Genomic DNA, 18,239 nt, shown 5'->3' with positions numbered 1-18,239 from the left:
TAACACACGAAAATGAAAGAAGAGGATAAATTATGAAAAAGAAAATAGCATTATTATTATCAGTGGCAATGGTAGCATCTTTATGCTTAGTTGGATGTGGTAGCAGTAAGAAGAGCGGAACAGACAGCAAGGTATATGCTGTAGAAGCAGGTTCAGCAGGTGAGCAGGCTGCAAAGGACAAAAAGTGGAAAACAAATGCAGTTTCATCACAGGCAGATGCTTTAATGGAAGTTAAGTCAGGTACATCTGATGCAGCTATTATTGATTTACTTATGGCTGGTGCAATGATTGGTGAAGGAACAAGCTATCCTGACCTTAAGTACACAGATAAGCTTACAACAGAAGAATATAGTGTTGGCTGTAGAAAAGATTCTGATTTGGCAGATTACATTAACAACTTCTTCAAAGATACATATGCATCAGGCGAAATGGAAAAAACAGCAAAGAACTATGGTGTTCAGGAAGCTATTTTAAAACAGGATAAGCCTGGTAAGTATGTTGAAGGTGATGATGTTAAATACATTAAGAAAAAAGGAACATTAATCGTTGGTATTACAGAATTTGAACCAATGGATTACAAAGATAAAGACGGTAATTGGATTGGATTTGATGCTGACATGGCATCACTTCTTGCAAAGAAATTAGGTGTTAAAGTTAAATTTGTTGTAATTGACTGGGATACAAAAGCAATGGAACTTAAGTCAAAGAACATTGATGTTGTATGGAACGGTATGACATTAACAGATGAAGTTAAGAATGCAATGAACTGTACAACTGCTTACTGCAACAATGCACAGGTAGTTGTTGTTCCATCAAAATAATATAAACAAATACTTTAAATATGTAGACTAATAAGGCAGGGAGAAAACTCTCTGCCTTATATTGCGTAAAAAGCTAAGGAGAAATTTTATGTTTTGGGATGTAACAGAAACATTATTAAATGGACTTGGAACAACTTTTGAAATTTTTATTTTTACATTGTTGTTTTCTCTTCCATTGGGACTTATAGTTTCATTTGGAGCTATGAGTAAATTTAAACCACTTAGATATTTAGTACAGATATTTACTTGGATTATAAGAGGAACACCACTTATGCTTCAGTTAATTATTATTTTCTATGGCCCTGGTTTATGGCTAGGACATAATATTTGGAGCGGTGATGAATGGGGGAGAATTTCAGCTACAGTTGTTGCATTTACAATTAACTATGCATGTTATTTTTCAGTAATATTCAGAGGTGGTATCGAAGGTGTACCTGCAGGTCAAAGAGAAGCAGGACAGGTTTTAGGTATGACAAAATCACAGATTTTCTTTAAGATAACATTATTACAGATGATAAAGAGAATTGTGCCACCAATGTCAAATGAAATAATAACCTTAGTTAAGGATACATCATTGGCAAGAATTATTGCTGCATACGAATTAACATTTACAGGTTTTGCCTTTATGAAATCAGACGGTATTACATGGCCATTGTTCTACACAGGCGTGTTCTATTTGATTTTTGTTGGTATATTAACTTTATTATTTAACTACATAGAAAAAAAATTAGATTATTTTAAATAGGAGGTGCTATAAATGGCAATTTTGGAAGTAAAAAATATAGAAAAACATTTTGGTAGCACCAAAGTCTTAAAAGATATAAGTTTTGATTTAGAAGAGGGACAGACATTAGCAATAATTGGTTCTTCAGGTTCTGGAAAAACAACATTGCTTAGATGCTTGAATTTCCTTGAAACACCAAATCATGGAACTATTTCCGTAAAAGGTGAAAAGTTGTTTGATGCCTCATTACCTAGAGTTAAGAAGGATAAGGCATTAAGAGATAAAAGACTTCATTTTGGTATGGTTTTTCAATCATTTAATCTTTTTCCACAGTACACAGCATTAGAGAATGTTATGTTGGCAGAAAAGCTTCTTGCAGAGGAAAAAGAAGATTACAAGAAAAATAAAAAAGAAATTTTGGAAGAAATCGAAAATCATGGAAAAGAACTTTTAAAGAAAATGGGGCTTGAAGACAGAATGGATCATTATCCACATCAGTTATCAGGTGGTCAGCAACAGAGAGTTGCCATAGCAAGAGCTTTGGCTTTGCAACCTGATATTTTATGCTTTGATGAGCCCACATCAGCTCTTGATCCTGAACTTACAGGAGAAGTTTTAAAAGTAATTAAGGGACTAGCAGAAGAAAAAACAACCATGGTTATTGTTACTCATGAAATGGCTTTCGCAAGAGATGTGGCAGACACGGTTGTATTTATGGACAAAGGTGTTATTGTTGAGCAGGGCGATGCAAAAGAAGTAATTAACAATCCTAAAGAAGAGAGAACTAAACAGTTCTTATCAAGATACAGTCAGGGATAAAAGGCTAAAAATTGTATATTTATTCATACGCAGGGAAAAGCTATTTTGCATTTGTATAGCTTTTCCTTTTTTACTTTTCTATTTATTAATTAAATTAAAAATGCTATACTTGTTTAAGATTTTTAAAAACAGGAGGATTCAATGAGTTACGCAGATAAAATATTTGTAAATATGTGTAGAGACATTTTAGATAACGGAACAGATACAAAAGGTGAGAAAGTACGTGCAAAGTGGGATGACGGTTCATTTGCATATACAATAAAGAAATTTGGTGTTGTAAACAGATATGATTTAAAGAAGGAATTCCCGGCTTTGACTCTTAGAAAAACAGGTTTTAAAAACTGTGTTGACGAGTTACTTTGGATTTGGCAGAAAAAATCCAATAATGTTAATGATTTAAACAGCCATATTTGGGATGCATGGGCTGACGAAACAGGCTCAATTGGAAAAGCTTACGGCTACCAGATGTCGGTTAAACATCATTATCCTGAAGGAGACATGGATCAGGTTGACAGAGTGTTATACGACTTAAAAAACAATCCTTACAGTAGAAGAATCATGACAAACATTTATGTACATCAGGATTTATCAGAAATGAATTTATACCCATGTGCATATAGTATGACGTTTAATGTAACAAAGAATAAGGAAACTGGAAAACTTATTTTAAACGGAATACTTAATCAGCGTTCACAGGATGTTTTAACAGCAAACAACTGGAATGTGTGTCAGTATGCAGCTTTGTTACATATGTTTGCTCAGGTCAATGACATGGAGGTTGGAGAGTTTGTACATGTTATTGCTGATGCGCATATTTATGATAAACATGTAGATTTAGTTGAGGAATTAATTACAAGAAAACAGTATCCGGCACCAAAACTTTGGATTAATCCTGAAATCAAAAACTTTTATGACTTTACAGTAGATGATATAAAACTATTGGATTATGAACATGGTGAGCAGATTAAAATTCCTGTAGCAGTTTAGAATAATGCTACGGGTGAGGGTTAAGAAGTTTTAACGTAATGTAGTAGCGTGGATTATGGATTTGTGAAAATAATAGTTAGTTATTTAACCGATTTATTATTTTCTGATTGACGAGAAAGGAATCTTTGCAAAGATTAAGGTGAAACATGAATTTAATAGTAGCAGTAGATAAGAACTGGGCAATTGGAAACAACAATGAATTATTAGTTAGCATACCCGATGACATGAAGTTCTTTAGAGAACATACAACAGGAAATGTTATAATTATGGGTAAGAAAACATTAGAAAGCTTTCCGGGAAAAAGACCACTTAAGAATAGAGTAAACATTGTAATAACAAAGAATCAGAACTATAAGGTTGATGGTGCAATTGTTGTACATTCTATTGAAGAGGCAGTTGAAAAAGCAAAAGGATATAATGAAGATGTGTATGTTATAGGTGGTGGCTCAATTTATAAGCAAATGCTACCATACTGTGATACAGCCTATGTAACATACATTGATCATCAGTATGCGGCAGATACATTTATTCCAAATTTAGATGAAATGACTGACCAGTGGGAGTTGGCAGAAGAAAGTGATGAGAACACTTATTTTGATTTGGAATATTATTTTAGAACATATAAAAGAAAATAAGAATATTTGAATATTGAATAGAAATATTTGAATGAAATATAAAAGAAGTTGTGGCTTATGTACCGCCCCCCAAAAGTTAGACCTAAAAATCTAACGATTGGAGGTCGGTATTTTTATGGCAAAATACAGTTATGAATTCAAAAAGCAGGTTGTTGAAGCATATCTTAGCGGTGAAGGTGGCTATGAATACTTAGCCAAACGATATGGTGTACCTGCCTGGTCAAACATTAAGAAATGGGTTCGGAATTATGAAACTCATGGTGACAAAGGACTTATGCGTTCGCGAAAACAAGATAAATACTCTTTTGAAAAGAAGCTTTCTGTTGTAGAATTATATTTAACAAGTGAACTCTCATATCAGGAGCTGGCTCTTCGTGAAGGAATATATAATCCCTCTCAAATCTGTAAGTGGGTAAATGATTTCCAGATCGCCGGTCCTGATGCATTGAGACCACATAAGAAAGGTCGCAAAAAAACATTGGGTACATCAAACAAAAAGTTAAATATTGAACAAGATACAACTACAGTTCCAGTTGATACCAGTACTGAACATGTAAAAGAACTTGAAGATGAAATTCTTAAGCTTAGAATAGAGAATGCATATTTAAAAGAACTGAGGAGGCTGCGTTTAGAGGAGGAAGCTCTTCTGAAAAAACAGCGAGAATCGTCCACAGCCTCCGGGGAGAATTCAAACTAAAAGACATTCTCGCAGTTGTTGGTTTTCCAAAGGCAACATATATGTATTGGCAAAAAAGATTTGATAGAGAAAATCCAGATATAGAATTAGAAGAAAAGATTCATGAAATACATAAACGTAACAAAGATTATGGCTACCGTCGCATGTGTGGTGAACTCCGTAATCAAGGCTATATCGTGAACAAGAAGAAGGTTCAACGCATTATGCAGAAATATAATCTTCAGGTGATGTCATTTACGAGGAAGAGCCGTAAATATAGTTCTTACAAAGGTAGAATTGGAACGGTTGCTCCTAATAGAATCAAAAGAAGATTTAATACACATATACCTCATCAGAAGATTACAACTGATACAACAGAGTTTAAATACTATGAAGTAGATTCTAAAGGTAAAATGACAATGCATAAGCTATATTTAGATCCATTCATGGATATGTTCAATGGTGAAATAATAAGTTATGGAATAGATAAACGTCCTTCAGCAGCAAATGTGATGAATGCACTAAATGAAGCCATTGAGGTAACTTCTGACTGCCCATTTCGAAGGACCTTTCACTCAGATCAAGGATGGGCATATCAGATGAAAGCTTATTCACATAGACTTAGAGAAGAGAAAATATTTCAAAGCATGTCACGAAAAGGTAATTGCCTTGATAATTCAGTCATGGAAAATTTCTTTGGTCTGCTTAAACAAGAAATATACTATGGAACTGTTTATTACAGTTATGAAGAATTGAAAACTGAAATTGAAAAATATATAAGATATTACAATGAAAAAAGAATTAAAGAAAAACTAGGATGGTTGAGTCCAGTCCAATACAGACTCAGCCTCTTGGTTGCATAAAAAATGCGTAACAGATATTAAAACCTGTTACGCAATAAAAGTCTAACTTTTTGGGGTCACATCATTATTATTTTTTAGACACAGCTTCTTTTTTGGCTTCGTTAGTGGAGATAGTGAAAAAAAGTGATTATGCTCAAATAGGAGAGGTATGTTCATGGTAAGGAGAAAAAAATCCGTTTGCATTGCCATAGTAATGATATTGTCTATATTGTTTAGTACAAACAATCAGGCGTATGCAAATAATACAGAAAATGAAATTACAAACATTGCATAGGTTTATAGTTCAACTGACACAGAGGGAAAGCGGATATATGAAAATGTTGTCATAAAATATTAAGTAATCCATATAATGTATAGATTAAAAAAGTATGGAAAAAGTATATGCTTATAAAAATGCAGGTAAATTCAGGAGATATAGGTGAATTACAAATAAATGTAGTTGACAGTAATAATGTGCCAATAAAAGATGCAAGGGTAATAATTAGCAGAAAAACAAATGAGAATGAACCGCTAGATAATGAGACAACACAATTAGAGCAATTATCAACGGATTCTTCAGGTCAGACAGAAGTAGTAGACTTAGATGCCCCACCTTTAGAGTACAGTTTGGATGAAAATAATGATAATATGCCTTATGCTAATTACAATGTGGAGGTAGATGCACCGGGATATGAGTCGGAAAATATTGATAACGTTGAAATATTGCCAAGGTCTTTGGCAATACAAAATGTAAAACTTGAAAAGGTTCAAGGCGAAGAAACTGAAAATATAAATATTCCACCCCACACTCTTTATTATGAGTATCCAGCAAAAATCCCTGAAGATGACATAAAGGATGTAAATGAGCCGGGAGAAATCGTATTAAGCAGAGTGGTTGTGCCTGAATATATTGTTGTACATGATGGTACACCAAGTAGTAATGCAAGAGACTATTATGTAACTTATAAGGATTACATTAAGAATGTGGCGTCGTCAGAAATATATGCTACATGGCCAAGAGCAACCTTAGAGGCTAATATTTTGGCAATTATGTCATTTACATTAAATAGAGTGTATACGGAATGGTACCGAAATAAAGGCTACGATTTTACTATTACATCCTCAACTGCCTATGACCAAAAATGGATTAATGGCAGAAATATTTTCGAATCAATTAGTGTTGTAGTTGACAGCATATTTGATCAATATTTATCATTCCCTGATGTAAGACAGCCGATACTTACACAGTATTGTGATGGCAGAAGAGTAACCTGTCCTAACTGGTTAAGTCAATGGGGGTCCTGTAATTTAGGAGAACAAGGATATTCAACATTAGAAATTATACGAAATTATTACGGTAGTGAAATGTATATTAATACAGCGGAACAAATAGCAGGTATACCTGCTTCATGGCCTGGATATGATTTAACAATAGGTAGTAGCGGACAGAAAGTTCAGCAGATACAGGAGCAGTTAAATACAATCGGAAAAGTGTATACAGCCATTGGAAATGTAAATGTAGATGGTATTTACGGTGAAGACACCCAAAGAGCCGTAAGAAACTTCCAAAAAATATTTGACTTGCCACAAACAGGCATAATTGATTTTGCAACCTGGTATAAAATATCACAAATATATGTGGGCATAACAAGGATTGCAGAAGGAATTCCACGTTAAAATGTAAATTTATAAAATTTTTTGAAAAAATATGCATTCTAAGGAGTGCATATTTTCTCATTTCTGCTATAATAAAATATTAAGAGAAAAATCAGAGATTGACTAATAGAATTAAAAAATGTTAGTAAACATATTGAAAGAAATGTCGATATTTGATATAATCTTGTAAGTTTAGGCAAAAATACTAAAACAAACGAAAGGAAAAACATTTATGAACGCATTTCTTATCTTAGAAGACGGTACAGTTTTCGAAGGAAAATCAATTGGTAGCAAAAAAGAAATTATTAGTGAAATCGTGTTTAACACGTCTATGTGGGGTTATTTAGAAGTATTGACTGATCCATCATACGCAGGACAGGCAGTATGTATGACTTACCCACTTCAGGGAAACTATGGTATATGTCATGAGGACATGGAATCATTACATCCTTGGCCGGATGCTTACATAGTACATGAATTAAGCAGAATGCCAAGCAACTTCAGAAGTGATGATACAATTCAGAATTTCTTAGTTGAAAATGACATACCGGGAATTTCAGGTATTGATACAAGAGCACTTACAAAGATTCTTAGAGAAAAGGGTACCATGAATGGTATGATTACAACAAACGAAAATTATAATTTAGACGAAGTGTTACCTAAGATTAAGGAATACAAAGTAACAGGAGTTGTAAAGAAAGTTTCATGTAAGGAAAAGAAAGTACTTAAAGGTGATAAGTACAATGTGGCTTTACTTGATATTGGAGCCAAAAATAACATTGCAGAATCATTAAATAAGAGAGGCTGTAATGTAACAGTTTTACCATGTGATACATCAGCAGAAGAAATTATTGCAATGAATCCTGACGGTGTTATGTTATCCAACGGACCGGGAGATCCAAAAGAATGCGTTTATCAAATTGAACAGATAAAGAAATTATATAATTCAGACATTCCAATTTTTGCAATTTGTTTAGGTCATCAGCTTATGGCACTTGCAACAGGAGCTGATACAAAGAAAATGAAATATGGCCATAGGGGTGGAAATCATCCTGTAAAGGATTTAGATTCAGGTCATGTTTATATTTCATCACAGAACCATGGATATGTGGTTGACGGAGATACAGTTAATCCTGAAATTGCAAAAGTTGCATTTGTAAATGTGAATGACAAGACAGTTGAAGGTTTAAGATACAAAAACAAAAACATATTTACAGTTCAGTTCCATCCGGAAGCTTGCCCGGGACCACAGGATTCAGACAGACTATTTGATGAATTTATTGAAATGATGGAGGTTAAGAAGAATGCCTAGAGATTTAAGCATAAAGAAAGTTTTAGTAATAGGTTCAGGTCCTATTGTAATAGGACAGGCAGCAGAGTTTGACTACGCCGGAACACAGGCATGTCGTTCTCTTAAAGAAGAAGGTATTGAGGTAGTATTATTAAACTCAAACCCTGCTACAATTATGACAGATAAGGACATTGCAGATGAAGTTTATATTGAACCATTAACAGTACCTGTTTTAAAGAAGATTATTCAGAAAGAAAAACCGGACAGCATTCTTCCAACTCTTGGTGGTCAGGCAGGACTTAACCTTGCAATGGAAATTGCTGAAACAGGATTTTTAGAAGAAAATAACTGTAGATTAATTGGTACAACTTCAGAAACAATTAAGAAGGCAGAAGACCGTTTGGAATTTAAGGAAACTATGGAGAAGATTAATGAGCCATGTGCCCCATCTCTTGTAGTTGAAACAGTTGAAGACGGTATTGAATTTGCTAATAAGATTGGTTACCCAGTTGTACTTCGTCCTGCATATACACTTGGTGGTAGTGGCGGTGGTATCGCTAACAACCAGCATGAATTAGTGGAAATCCTTGAGAATGGTTTAAGACTTAGCCGTGTAGGACAGGTTTTAGTAGAAAGATGTATTGCAGGTTGGAAAGAAGTTGAATACGAAGTAATGAGAGACTCAGCCGGCAATTGTATTACAGTATGTAATATGGAAAATATTGATCCTGTTGGCGTTCATACAGGTGACAGTATAGTAGTTGCTCCATCACAGACATTAGGTGATAAGGAACATCAGATGCTTCGTACATCAGCACTTAACATTATTAACGAATTAAACATTACAGGTGGATGTAACGTACAGTATGCACTTCATCCTGAAAGTTTTGAATATTGTGTAATTGAGGTAAACCCTCGTGTTAGCCGTTCATCAGCATTAGCTTCAAAGGCTACAGGTTATCCAATTGCAAAGGTTGCAGCAAAGATTGCGTTAGGTTATACATTAGACGAAATCAAGAATGCAATTACAAAGAAAACATATGCAAGTTTTGAACCTGCACTTGATTACTGTGTAGTTAAGATTCCAAGACTTCCATTTGATAAATTTATTACAGCGAGTAGAAAATTAACAACTCAGATGAAAGCTACCGGTGAAGTTATGAGTATTTGCAATAACTTTGAAGGTGCATTAATGAAAGCTATCAGATCACTTGAACAGCATGTTGAATGTTTAATGGATTATGATTTTACAGAATTAAACGATGACGAATTAGAAGATATGCTTCACAAAGTAGATGATAGAAGAATCTGGGTTATTGCAGAAGCTTTAAGACGTGGTGTAAGTTACGACCATATACATGACATTACAAAGATTGACAAGTGGTTTATTGACAAACTTGCAATTATCGTAGAAATGGAAAATGCGTTAAAGACTCAGCCACTTACAGCAGAATTATTAAAAGAAGCTAAGAGAATTGAATTCCCGGATACAGTTATCAGCAGACTTACAGGAAAGAGCGCAGATGAAATTAAACAGATGCGTTATGATAACAATATTGTTGCAGCATATAAGATGGTTGATACATGTGCGGCAGAATTTGAAGCTGAAACACCATACTATTATTCAGTATACGGTGGAGAAGATGAAGCAATTGAAACAAAACCACAGAAGAAGGTTCTTGTTTTGGGTTCGGGTCCAATCCGTATTGGACAGGGTATTGAATTTGACTTCTGTTCAGTTCATTGTACATGGTCATTTAAAGAAGAGGGTTATGAAACAATTATTGTAAATAACAATCCTGAAACAGTATCAACAGATTTTGATATTGCTGATAAACTTTACTTTGAACCATTAACACCTGAAGATGTTGAAAATATTGTAAACATTGAAAAGCCTGATGGGGCAGTTGTACAGTTCGGTGGTCAGACAGCTATCAAATTAACTGAAGCCCTTATGAAGATGGGAGTTCCAATTTTAGGTACAGATGCAAAAGATGTAGACGCTGCAGAAGATAGAGAATTATTTGATGAAATTCTTGAACAGTGTGGAATCCCAAGACCTACAGGTGGTACTGTATTTACAGCAGAAGAAGCAAAAGAAGTTGCAAACAAATTAGGTTATCCTGTATTAGTAAGACCTTCTTATGTACTTGGTGGTCAGGGTATGCAGATTGCAACATGTGATGAAGAAGTTGAAGAATTCATGGAAATCATCAACAGAATTGCACAGGATCATCCTATTTTAGTAGATAAATATTTACAGGGAACAGAAGTAGAAGTTGATGCTATCTGTGACGGAGAAGATATTTTAATTCCTGGTGTAATGGAACATATTGAAAGAGCCGGAGTTCACTCAGGTGACAGTATTTCAGTATATCCTGCATACACATTATCACAGGATATTATTGATACAATTGAAGATTATACAAAGAAACTTGCAATGTCACTTCATGTAAAAGGTATGATTAACATTCAGTTTATTGTATGTGACGGAAAGGTTTATGTAATAGAAGTTAATCCACGTTCATCAAGAACAGTTCCATATATTAGTAAGGTTACAGGTATACCAATTGTAAAACTTGCTACAAAATGTATTATTGGACACAAGATTAAAGAACTTGGATATACACCTGGCTTACAGCCAAAGGCTGATTACTATGCAATTAAGATGCCTGTATTCTCATTTGAAAAGATTAGAGGAGCAGAAACAAGCTTAGGACCTGAAATGAAATCAACAGGTGAATGTTTAGGAATTGCCAAGACATTTAACGAAGCTTTATACAAAGCATTCTTAGGTGCAGGTGTAGTTCTTCCAAAACATAAGAAGATTATTATGTCAGTAAAAGATGCTGACAAGCAGGAAATTATTCCATTGGCTAAGCGTTTTGAAAAATTGGGATACGAGATTTACGCTACAAGAAGCACAGCAGATGTTTTAAGAGAAAATGGAGTAGATGCAATTAAGGTTAATAAGATTCACCAGGAAGCTCCTACAGTAATGGACTTATTACTTGAGCATAAGATTGACATTGTTGTTGATACACCAACTCAGGGACGTGATAAGAGTAGAGATGGATTCTTAATCAGACGTACATCAATCGAAACAGGTGTAAACTGCTTTACAAGTTTGGATACAGTAGATGCTTTACTTACAAGCTTAGAAAGCGATGCAAAAGAAAATCTTACATTAGTAGATATTGCTACTTTATAAGAGGCTTAAGATTGGAGAGAAGCACATCCGGAAAGGTGTGCTATATGGACAAAATAATAAATACGGTAGTTGGAGGACGATATTATGTATTGGAGAACATAGGAACCGGAGGTAGTTCCTGTGTGTATAAGGTTAAAGATGTTTATACTTCAAAAATGTTTGCCTTGAAACAGTACATAACATCAGATCCTGCCAACAGAGAAAAATTATTGGAAGGAATGGAAAAAGAACTTAATGCGCTTAAGCATTGTAGTCATCCGGTCCTTCCAAAAATTTTTAATTTAATAAAAGAAGATGGAAGATTCTATCTGATTATGGAGTATGTAGAAGGTATAAACTTAGATGACTATGTGAAAATCAATGGTTGCATGAACAGAAAACAACTTGCCAATGTGGCAGAACAGTTGTGTAGTGGGCTATATTATTTGCATTCCTTAGAGAAACCTATCATTTACAGAGATTTGAAACCGTCTAATATTATTATGAAAAAAGATGGCAGAATCAAGTTAATAGATTTTGGAATTTCTAAACGATATAGTGTTGATGCTGTTGATTATGTAGCTTTAGGCAGTGTGGGATTTGCCGCACCTGAACAATATGGAGACTGTAAAGGTATTAGTTTGTATAATACAGACATTCGAACAGATATATACGGTATAGGAACAACGTTATATTTTTTGCGCACAAAGAAAAAATATAATAACAAAATAAAATCTTTTAGAGTTAATGGTAAGTTAAGAAAGATAATAAAGAAATGCACAGAAATTAACCCAAAAGACAGATATCAAAACTGTATTGACCTTCTATGCGACATTAAAAAACTTGCATAATATACAAAAATATTTTATTCTTAATAATATGTAAGAGAGTCGTTATAATTGATAATCACAAAATTAATTTCATGGCAGTTATGTTATGGAAATTTTAATGATGGAATTGAAAGGAAAGCGAGGAAATATGAGTTACGATGATATTAAAAAGTTATTAGAGGAAAATAATCAGGAGCAGTTATTAAAGTATTATGATGAACTAAACGATACTCAAAAAGCAAATTTATTAGATCAGATTAGTAAGCTTGATTTTAGTTTAATTGATTTAATTAAAAATAAAGAACACAGTGGAGATAAAGGTGTTATCACACCATTAGATGATGCTGTTTCCATTAAGAACATAGAGGAAAACAGAGAAAAGTTTACTGCTGTAGGTGCAGATGCAATTAAAAAAGGAAAAGTTGCAGCACTTCTTTTAGCAGGTGGTATGGGAACAAGACTTGGTTCAGATAAGCCAAAGGGCATGTACAACATTGGTGAAACAAAAGATGTTTATATTTTTGAAATGCTTATTAGAAATTTAATGGATGTTGTAAATGAAACAGGTGCTTGGGTTCCTTTATATATTATGACAAGTGAAAAGAACAATGATGATACAATTAATTTCTTTAAAGAGATGAATTATTTTGGGTATAATCCTGATTTTGTTGATTTCTTTATTCAGGAAATGGCCCCAGCAACGTCTTTTGATGGGAAGATTTATCTTGAAGGAAAAGACAGAGTATCAACTTCACCGAATGGCAATGGTGGTTGGTTTATTTCTTTTGTTAAATCAGGTTTATGCAAAAAGGCAAAAGAAATAGGTGTAGAATATATTAATATTTTTGCTGTTGATAATGTTTGTCAGAGAATGGCTGATCCTTGTTTTGTAGGTGCTATGATTGACGGCGGCTACCGCTCAGCAGCTAAGGTTGTATCAAAGGTAAACCCTGAGGAAAAAGTAGGCGTGCTTTGTTTAGAAGATGGAAAACCATCAATAGTTGAATATTATGAACTTACAGAAGATATGCGCTATGAAACATTGGATAATGGTGAGTTGGCATATAAGTATGGTGTAATATTAAACTATTTATTTAATATAGAAGATTTAGAAAAGAATCTTGAAAACAATTTATCAGTTCATATTGTAAAGAAGAAAATTCCATATATAAATGAGAACGGTGAATTAGTTAAACCTGAAACAGAAAATGGTTACAAGTTTGAAACTCTTGTTTTAGATATGATTCACATGATGGATAACTGTCTTGCCTATGAAGTGGTAAGAGAAAAAGAATTTGCCCCTATTAAAAACAAAACAGGTGTGGATTCAGTAGACACTGCAAAAGAGTTATTAAAATTAAATGGTGTTGAATTATAAAATATAATTAAATACATAAAGAATGGAGAGCATAATGAAAAAGTTACTGGAACTAATAACAGAGGAATTTGAAAAAGCATTTGAAAAATGTGATTATGATAAAAAATTAGGAAAAGTTAGTGTTTCTAACAGACCTGATCTTTGCGAATATCAGTGCAATGGTGCCATGGCCGGTGCAAAATTATACCATAAAGCGCCTATTATGATTGCAAATGATGTTGTTGAAGCAATTGGAAATAATGGCATGTTCAAATCAGTGGAAGCTGTAAATCCCGGATTTATTAATATTAATTTGAATAGCGACTTTTTAGCAAAATATTTAAATGAAATGAATTTGGCAGATAAGCTTGGAATAGAAAATGACAATATTGAAACAGTTGTAGTTGATTACGGCGGAGCAAATGTTGCAAAACCACTTCATATTGGTCATTTACGTTCAGCAGTTATTGGTGAAAGTGTAAAAAGAATTTCAAAGTACATGGGAAATAAAGTTATTGGAGATGTTCACTTAGGGGACTGGGGACTTCAGATGGGACTTATTATTACTGAGTTACAGGAACGTAAGCCGGACTTACCATATTTTGATGAAAGCTTTACAGGAGAATATCCAAGTGAAGCACCATTTACAATTTCTGAATTAGAAGAAATTTATCCATGTGCAAGTAAGAAATCAAAAGAAGATGCTGCTTTTAAGGAAAAAGCCCATGAAGCAACATTAAAACTTCAAAGTGGATATGCTCCATACACAGCACTTTGGAAACATATTATGAATGTTTCAAAAATTGATTTAAAGAAGAACTATGATAACTTAAATGTTGAATTTGATTTATGGAAAGGTGAAAGCGATGCTCAGCCTTATATACCTGGATTAATTCAGGATTTAATTGATAAGGGATTGGCATATGAAAGTCAGGGAGCTTTAGTTGTTGACATTGCAGAAGAAGGAGACAGCAAAGAACTTCCTCCATGTATAGTTAGAAAGTCAGATGGAGCAGCTTTATATGCAACATCAGATATCGCAACTTTAGTTCAAAGAGAACAGGACTTCCAGCCAAATAAGTATGTTTATTTAGCAGACAAGAGACAGGATTTACACTATACACAGTTCTTTAGAGTTGCTAAGAAGGCAGGCATTGTTAAACCTGAAACAGAATTGAAATTTATTGGTTTTGGTACAATGAATGGCTCAGACGGTAAGCCTTTTAAGACTCGTGAAGGTGGCGTAATGCGTCTTGAAAATCTTATTTCACAGATTAACGAAGCTGTTTATAATAAGATTATGGAAAACCGTTCAGTAAGCGAAGAAGAAGCCAGAGAAACTGCAAAGATTGTAGGTTTGGCAGCTTTAAAATATGGTGATTTGTCAAATCAGGCATCAAAAGACTATGTTTTTGATATTGATAGATTTGCTTCTTTTGAAGGAAACACAGGTCCATATATTTTATATACAATTGTTCGTATTAAATCAATTATCGAAAAATACAAAGAAGAAGGAAAGACAGTAGATAATCTTTCTATTATTGATACAGATAATGATGAACAGTTACAGTTAATGCTTGAAATTGCCAAGGCGAATGAAGTAATTGAAAATGCAGCTAAGGAATTAGCCCCACACAAGATTTGTTCATATATTTATGATTTATCAAATGCATTTAACAGATTTTATCATGGAACAAAGATTCTTTCTGAAGCAGATGAAAAGAAGAAAGAAGGCTATATTGCATTAATTAACATGGCAAAGAAAGTATTAGAGACAGGTATTGATTTACTTGGTTTCTCAGCACCAGAGAAAATGTAATGTTTATACATTACTTTTTCATAAATTTTATATTTTTAATATTTTTTATGGTTATATTTATAACCTTATTATCCAACAGGATTTATTTCTAAGAAACGGTGTTTCTTAAAAAAGGCATCACTTAGTTGTTTTAGCTAAGTGGTGCCTTTGTTGTCCAGTTGAGAAAATCTGATATGCTTTTTTCGTTTTCATAGGATAGAATATCATAAAATACACCGTCACCATGAAAACTTTTGCCTGAATCTTTTTCGTAGGTTATAGAATAATCTATACTTAATGGAATTTTTACTCCCCAATTTAAATAGAGTGTAAAAAAATAAGATGTAAATAGTTTGAATAATATTATAATGATTAAAATAATAGCAATGAAAATGGGTATTATTATTTTGTAGATTTTTTTGTTTTTCATTTTTTTGTTCCTTTTATGATAAAGACCGGATAGCTTATTAACTATCCGGTCTTTATAAACTGTTTAATAGTTATCTACTAGCTGTTTATTTAGTAGTAGTCTGTTCTGTAGTTGCTGCAGTAGTAGTCTGTGTAGCACTGCTGTTAGTTGTTCCCTTTACATTTGAATCACCCTTCTGAACAAGAGCGTTTCTAATGCTTTCAAGCTGGCTCTTAGATAATTCAGTGTGTGATGTAGTTGTTGCAGGTGTATAAAGACCTGTTGTAACTGCAATTGAATAACCCATGTATCCTATAAAAATAATTGCCACTAATGTAGTTACAACATAAGCTGCGATTTTCTTCATGTTTCTTTTCTTTGTGGCATGTTTTCTGTTGTACTTTTCCTGTTTGTACTTGTCTACTTTTTCTTGACTCATTTTTATGTACCTCTCAAAAATTTAATATTAGATAATTCAGAAAAATCACTGGATGTAAGCGATAATCAATTCTGTCTTATCTTTGGTTTAAATATAATGAATACAATCAAAATCGTTTTCATTTTCCGAAACCAAAACACTATTAAATTATAAAGCAAAAACGGATGTAAAACAAGTGGGTTTGTGTTATAATAGTTTGAAAATTGCGTAAAAGAGGAAATCTATGAAAGAGTACAAGGTTATAATTTTTGATTTAGATGGAACCCTTAGCGATTCCGGTATTGGAATAACAAAGTGTGTTCAGTATGCTTTGAAAAAACTAAATATTATAGAAGAGGATTTGGAAAAATTAAAACATTTTGTGGGGCCGCCTCTTAAAGATGAATTAATGAAAACTTATGGTTGTTCAGAAGAACAGGCAAAGCAGGGTGTTGAATTTTATAGAGAAAGATATACACCTATAGGAATATATGAAACAAGCCTGTATGAAAAGGTGGAGCAGTTACTTATATCTTTGAAAGAAAAAGGTAAAATCATTGCTTTGGCAACATCAAAACCATTAGGCATGGCGAAGGAAGTTATTAAATATTTACATATTGAGCAATATTTTGATTATGTAAAGGGAGCAGATTTAAATGGTCCTATACATAATAAGAACGATGTATTGCTAGCTTTACTTAATGAAATTAATTCTGTAGATAAAAATGAAATGGTTATGATTGGAGATACTATTTTTGACATTGAAGGTGCAAATTCAGTTGAAATAGATTCAATAGGTGTTTCATATGGATATGGAGTTGTAGAAGAAATGAAAGAGAAAGGCGCAAAGGCAATAGCAAATACGCCTATTGATTTGTTGGATTTAGTTTAAAGGAGTATGTTTTGAAAGAAAGAACTTTAGGAAGAAAACTTTGGGGTATAGTAACTCCAATGTTAATTTATTTATGTATACAAATAGCAGTAATAGTTATTATTCAGGGTGGAATTACAGCGTATGGTATTTTCCATGGCATGTCATCATCAAAACTTCAACAATATTTAACAGAAATTACAAATAGCTATGCTATGTTACTTACAGGTATTTCTGCACTTGGAACAATTCCGATTATGGGACTGATGATGAAACTTGATATAGACGCAGATAAGAGAACAGGTGATTTTAAAAGATATGAATCAGTAAAAAAATGGAAATATTTATTGATACTGCCGTTTGGAGCGTTTTGTATGTGGTGGGCAAGTATGCTTGTGTCAATATTACAAATGTTTATGCCACAGTTTATGATTGACAGTTATTCAAGTACACAGACTGCCATTAATTCAAGCTCATTTATATCTCAGCTTGTTACAGCAGGCTTCATTGCACCTATTGTAGAGGAAATGATTTTTAGAGGGCTGATTTATAAAAGATTAAAAGTCTTATCTAATGTTACAATAGCTGCAATTTTATCGGCAGTATTATTTGGGGTATTTCATGGAAACTGGATACAGGCACCATATACTATTATTATAGGCTTGCTTGCTGTTTGGTTATATGAAAAGTATAAGTCAATTGTTGCTCCAATATTATTTCATATGGGAGCAAATATTACATCAGTGTTAGTTTCGGCAATGTCTGAGGCAGCGGCCACAGGAAGTGAAACAACAGAAACAATATCTAATAGCGAACTTATTTATGGCTTATTTACAGTGATGATTGTTTTTGCTTTGGCATCATTGGTTATTGGTGTTATAATAAACAAATTAGTTAAACCTAAGGAGGTATAAA

The 18,239-nt window shown here is 33.4% G+C and carries 16 protein-coding genes; 14 read left to right on the top strand and 2 right to left on the bottom strand.

All coding sequences use genetic code 11. The features are described from left to right. Positions 1-32: 32 nt before the first annotated feature. The 12 genes from ACQY63_RS04025 (at position 33) to argS (ending at position 15,647) form a co-directional block, all read left to right on the top strand. Entirely contained in the window at positions 33-821 is a 789-nt protein-coding gene (locus ACQY63_RS04025; RefSeq protein ID WP_022165949.1) for a transporter substrate-binding domain-containing protein, read from the top strand. Between the two features lie 88 nt (positions 822-909). Then, entirely contained in the window at positions 910-1,566 is a 657-nt protein-coding gene (locus ACQY63_RS04020) for an amino acid ABC transporter permease (RefSeq protein ID WP_022165950.1), read from the top strand. A gap of 12 nt (positions 1,567-1,578) precedes the next feature. Beyond that, positions 1,579-2,364, top strand: a complete 786-nt coding sequence (locus tag ACQY63_RS04015) for an amino acid ABC transporter ATP-binding protein (protein ID WP_022165951.1) — start codon at positions 1,579-1,581, stop codon at positions 2,362-2,364. A gap of 141 nt (positions 2,365-2,505) precedes the next feature. Beyond that, complete coding sequence (thyA, locus tag ACQY63_RS04010; protein WP_022165952.1) at positions 2,506-3,351, top strand: thymidylate synthase; 846 nt, start codon at positions 2,506-2,508, stop codon at positions 3,349-3,351. A gap of 146 nt (positions 3,352-3,497) precedes the next feature. Further along, a complete protein-coding gene (locus tag ACQY63_RS04005; RefSeq protein ID WP_022165953.1) occupies positions 3,498-3,986 on the top strand; it encodes a dihydrofolate reductase in 489 nt (162 codons plus the stop codon). 115 nt (positions 3,987-4,101) lie between these two features. Beyond that, a protein-coding gene (locus ACQY63_RS04000) for an IS3 family transposase (RefSeq protein ID WP_428244771.1) occupies positions 4,102-5,525 on the top strand; the annotation gives its coding sequence in 2 pieces (ribosomal slippage) (positions 4,102-4,591 and positions 4,591-5,525; 1,425 coding nt in all). 381 nt (positions 5,526-5,906) lie between these two features. Next, complete coding sequence (locus tag ACQY63_RS03995; protein WP_022165100.1) at positions 5,907-7,181, top strand: peptidoglycan-binding protein; 1,275 nt, start codon at positions 5,907-5,909, stop codon at positions 7,179-7,181. Positions 7,182-7,392: 211 nt separating this feature from the next. Then, complete coding sequence (locus ACQY63_RS03990; RefSeq protein ID WP_022165101.1) at positions 7,393-8,472, top strand: carbamoyl phosphate synthase small subunit; 1,080 nt, start codon at positions 7,393-7,395, stop codon at positions 8,470-8,472. After that, positions 8,465-11,662 carry a carbamoyl-phosphate synthase large subunit gene (gene carB, locus ACQY63_RS03985; RefSeq protein ID WP_412334621.1) on the top strand — a complete coding sequence of 1,066 codons (3,198 nt, stop codon included), beginning with the start codon at positions 8,465-8,467 and terminating at the stop codon, positions 11,660-11,662. Before ACQY63_RS03990 ends, carB begins: the two co-directional genes overlap by 8 nt. Before the next feature lie 44 nt (positions 11,663-11,706). Further along, positions 11,707-12,492 (top strand): serine/threonine-protein kinase, encoded by a 786-nt coding sequence (locus tag ACQY63_RS03980; protein WP_428244770.1) that lies wholly within the window; start codon positions 11,707-11,709, stop codon positions 12,490-12,492. A gap of 97 nt (positions 12,493-12,589) precedes the next feature. Beyond that, positions 12,590-13,849, top strand: coding sequence for a UTP--glucose-1-phosphate uridylyltransferase (locus ACQY63_RS03975; RefSeq protein ID WP_428244769.1), 1,260 nt, complete (start codon positions 12,590-12,592; stop codon positions 13,847-13,849). Positions 13,850-13,883: 34 nt separating this feature from the next. Next, a complete protein-coding gene (argS, locus tag ACQY63_RS03970; protein WP_022165435.1) occupies positions 13,884-15,647 on the top strand; it encodes an arginine--tRNA ligase in 1,764 nt (587 codons plus the stop codon). A 130-nt stretch (positions 15,648-15,777) separates the two neighbouring features. On the opposite strand, the gene ACQY63_RS03965 is transcribed toward argS, so the two are convergent. Next, the gene (locus ACQY63_RS03965) at positions 15,778-16,056 is read right to left on the bottom strand and encodes a hypothetical protein (RefSeq protein WP_022165434.1); all 279 of its coding nucleotides are present in this window, start codon (positions 16,054-16,056) and stop codon (positions 15,778-15,780) included. Positions 16,057-16,141: 85 nt separating this feature from the next. After that, complete coding sequence (locus tag ACQY63_RS03960; RefSeq protein ID WP_022165433.1) at positions 16,142-16,474, bottom strand: hypothetical protein; 333 nt, start codon at positions 16,472-16,474, stop codon at positions 16,142-16,144. Positions 16,475-16,697: 223 nt separating this feature from the next. On the opposite strand from ACQY63_RS03960, the gene ACQY63_RS03955 reads away from it, so the two are divergent. Both ACQY63_RS03955 and ACQY63_RS03950 read left to right on the top strand, forming a co-directional pair. Continuing rightward, the gene (locus ACQY63_RS03955) at positions 16,698-17,345 is read left to right on the top strand and encodes an HAD-IA family hydrolase (protein ID WP_022165432.1); all 648 of its coding nucleotides are present in this window, start codon (positions 16,698-16,700) and stop codon (positions 17,343-17,345) included. 11 nt (positions 17,346-17,356) lie between these two features. Next, on the top strand, positions 17,357-18,238 hold the full coding sequence (locus ACQY63_RS03950) for a CPBP family intramembrane glutamic endopeptidase (RefSeq protein ID WP_412623065.1): 882 nt from the start codon (positions 17,357-17,359) through the stop codon (positions 18,236-18,238). The last annotated feature ends 1 nt before the right edge of the window (position 18,239 follow it).

It is taken from the genome of Eubacterium sp. Marseille-QA0814 (assembly GCF_965119675.1).
Taxonomy (GTDB): domain Bacteria; phylum Bacillota; class Clostridia; order Lachnospirales; family Lachnospiraceae; genus Eubacterium_G.
Note: the sequence above shows the minus strand (reverse complement) of the source record. Positions and strands in the feature narration are given on the sequence as shown.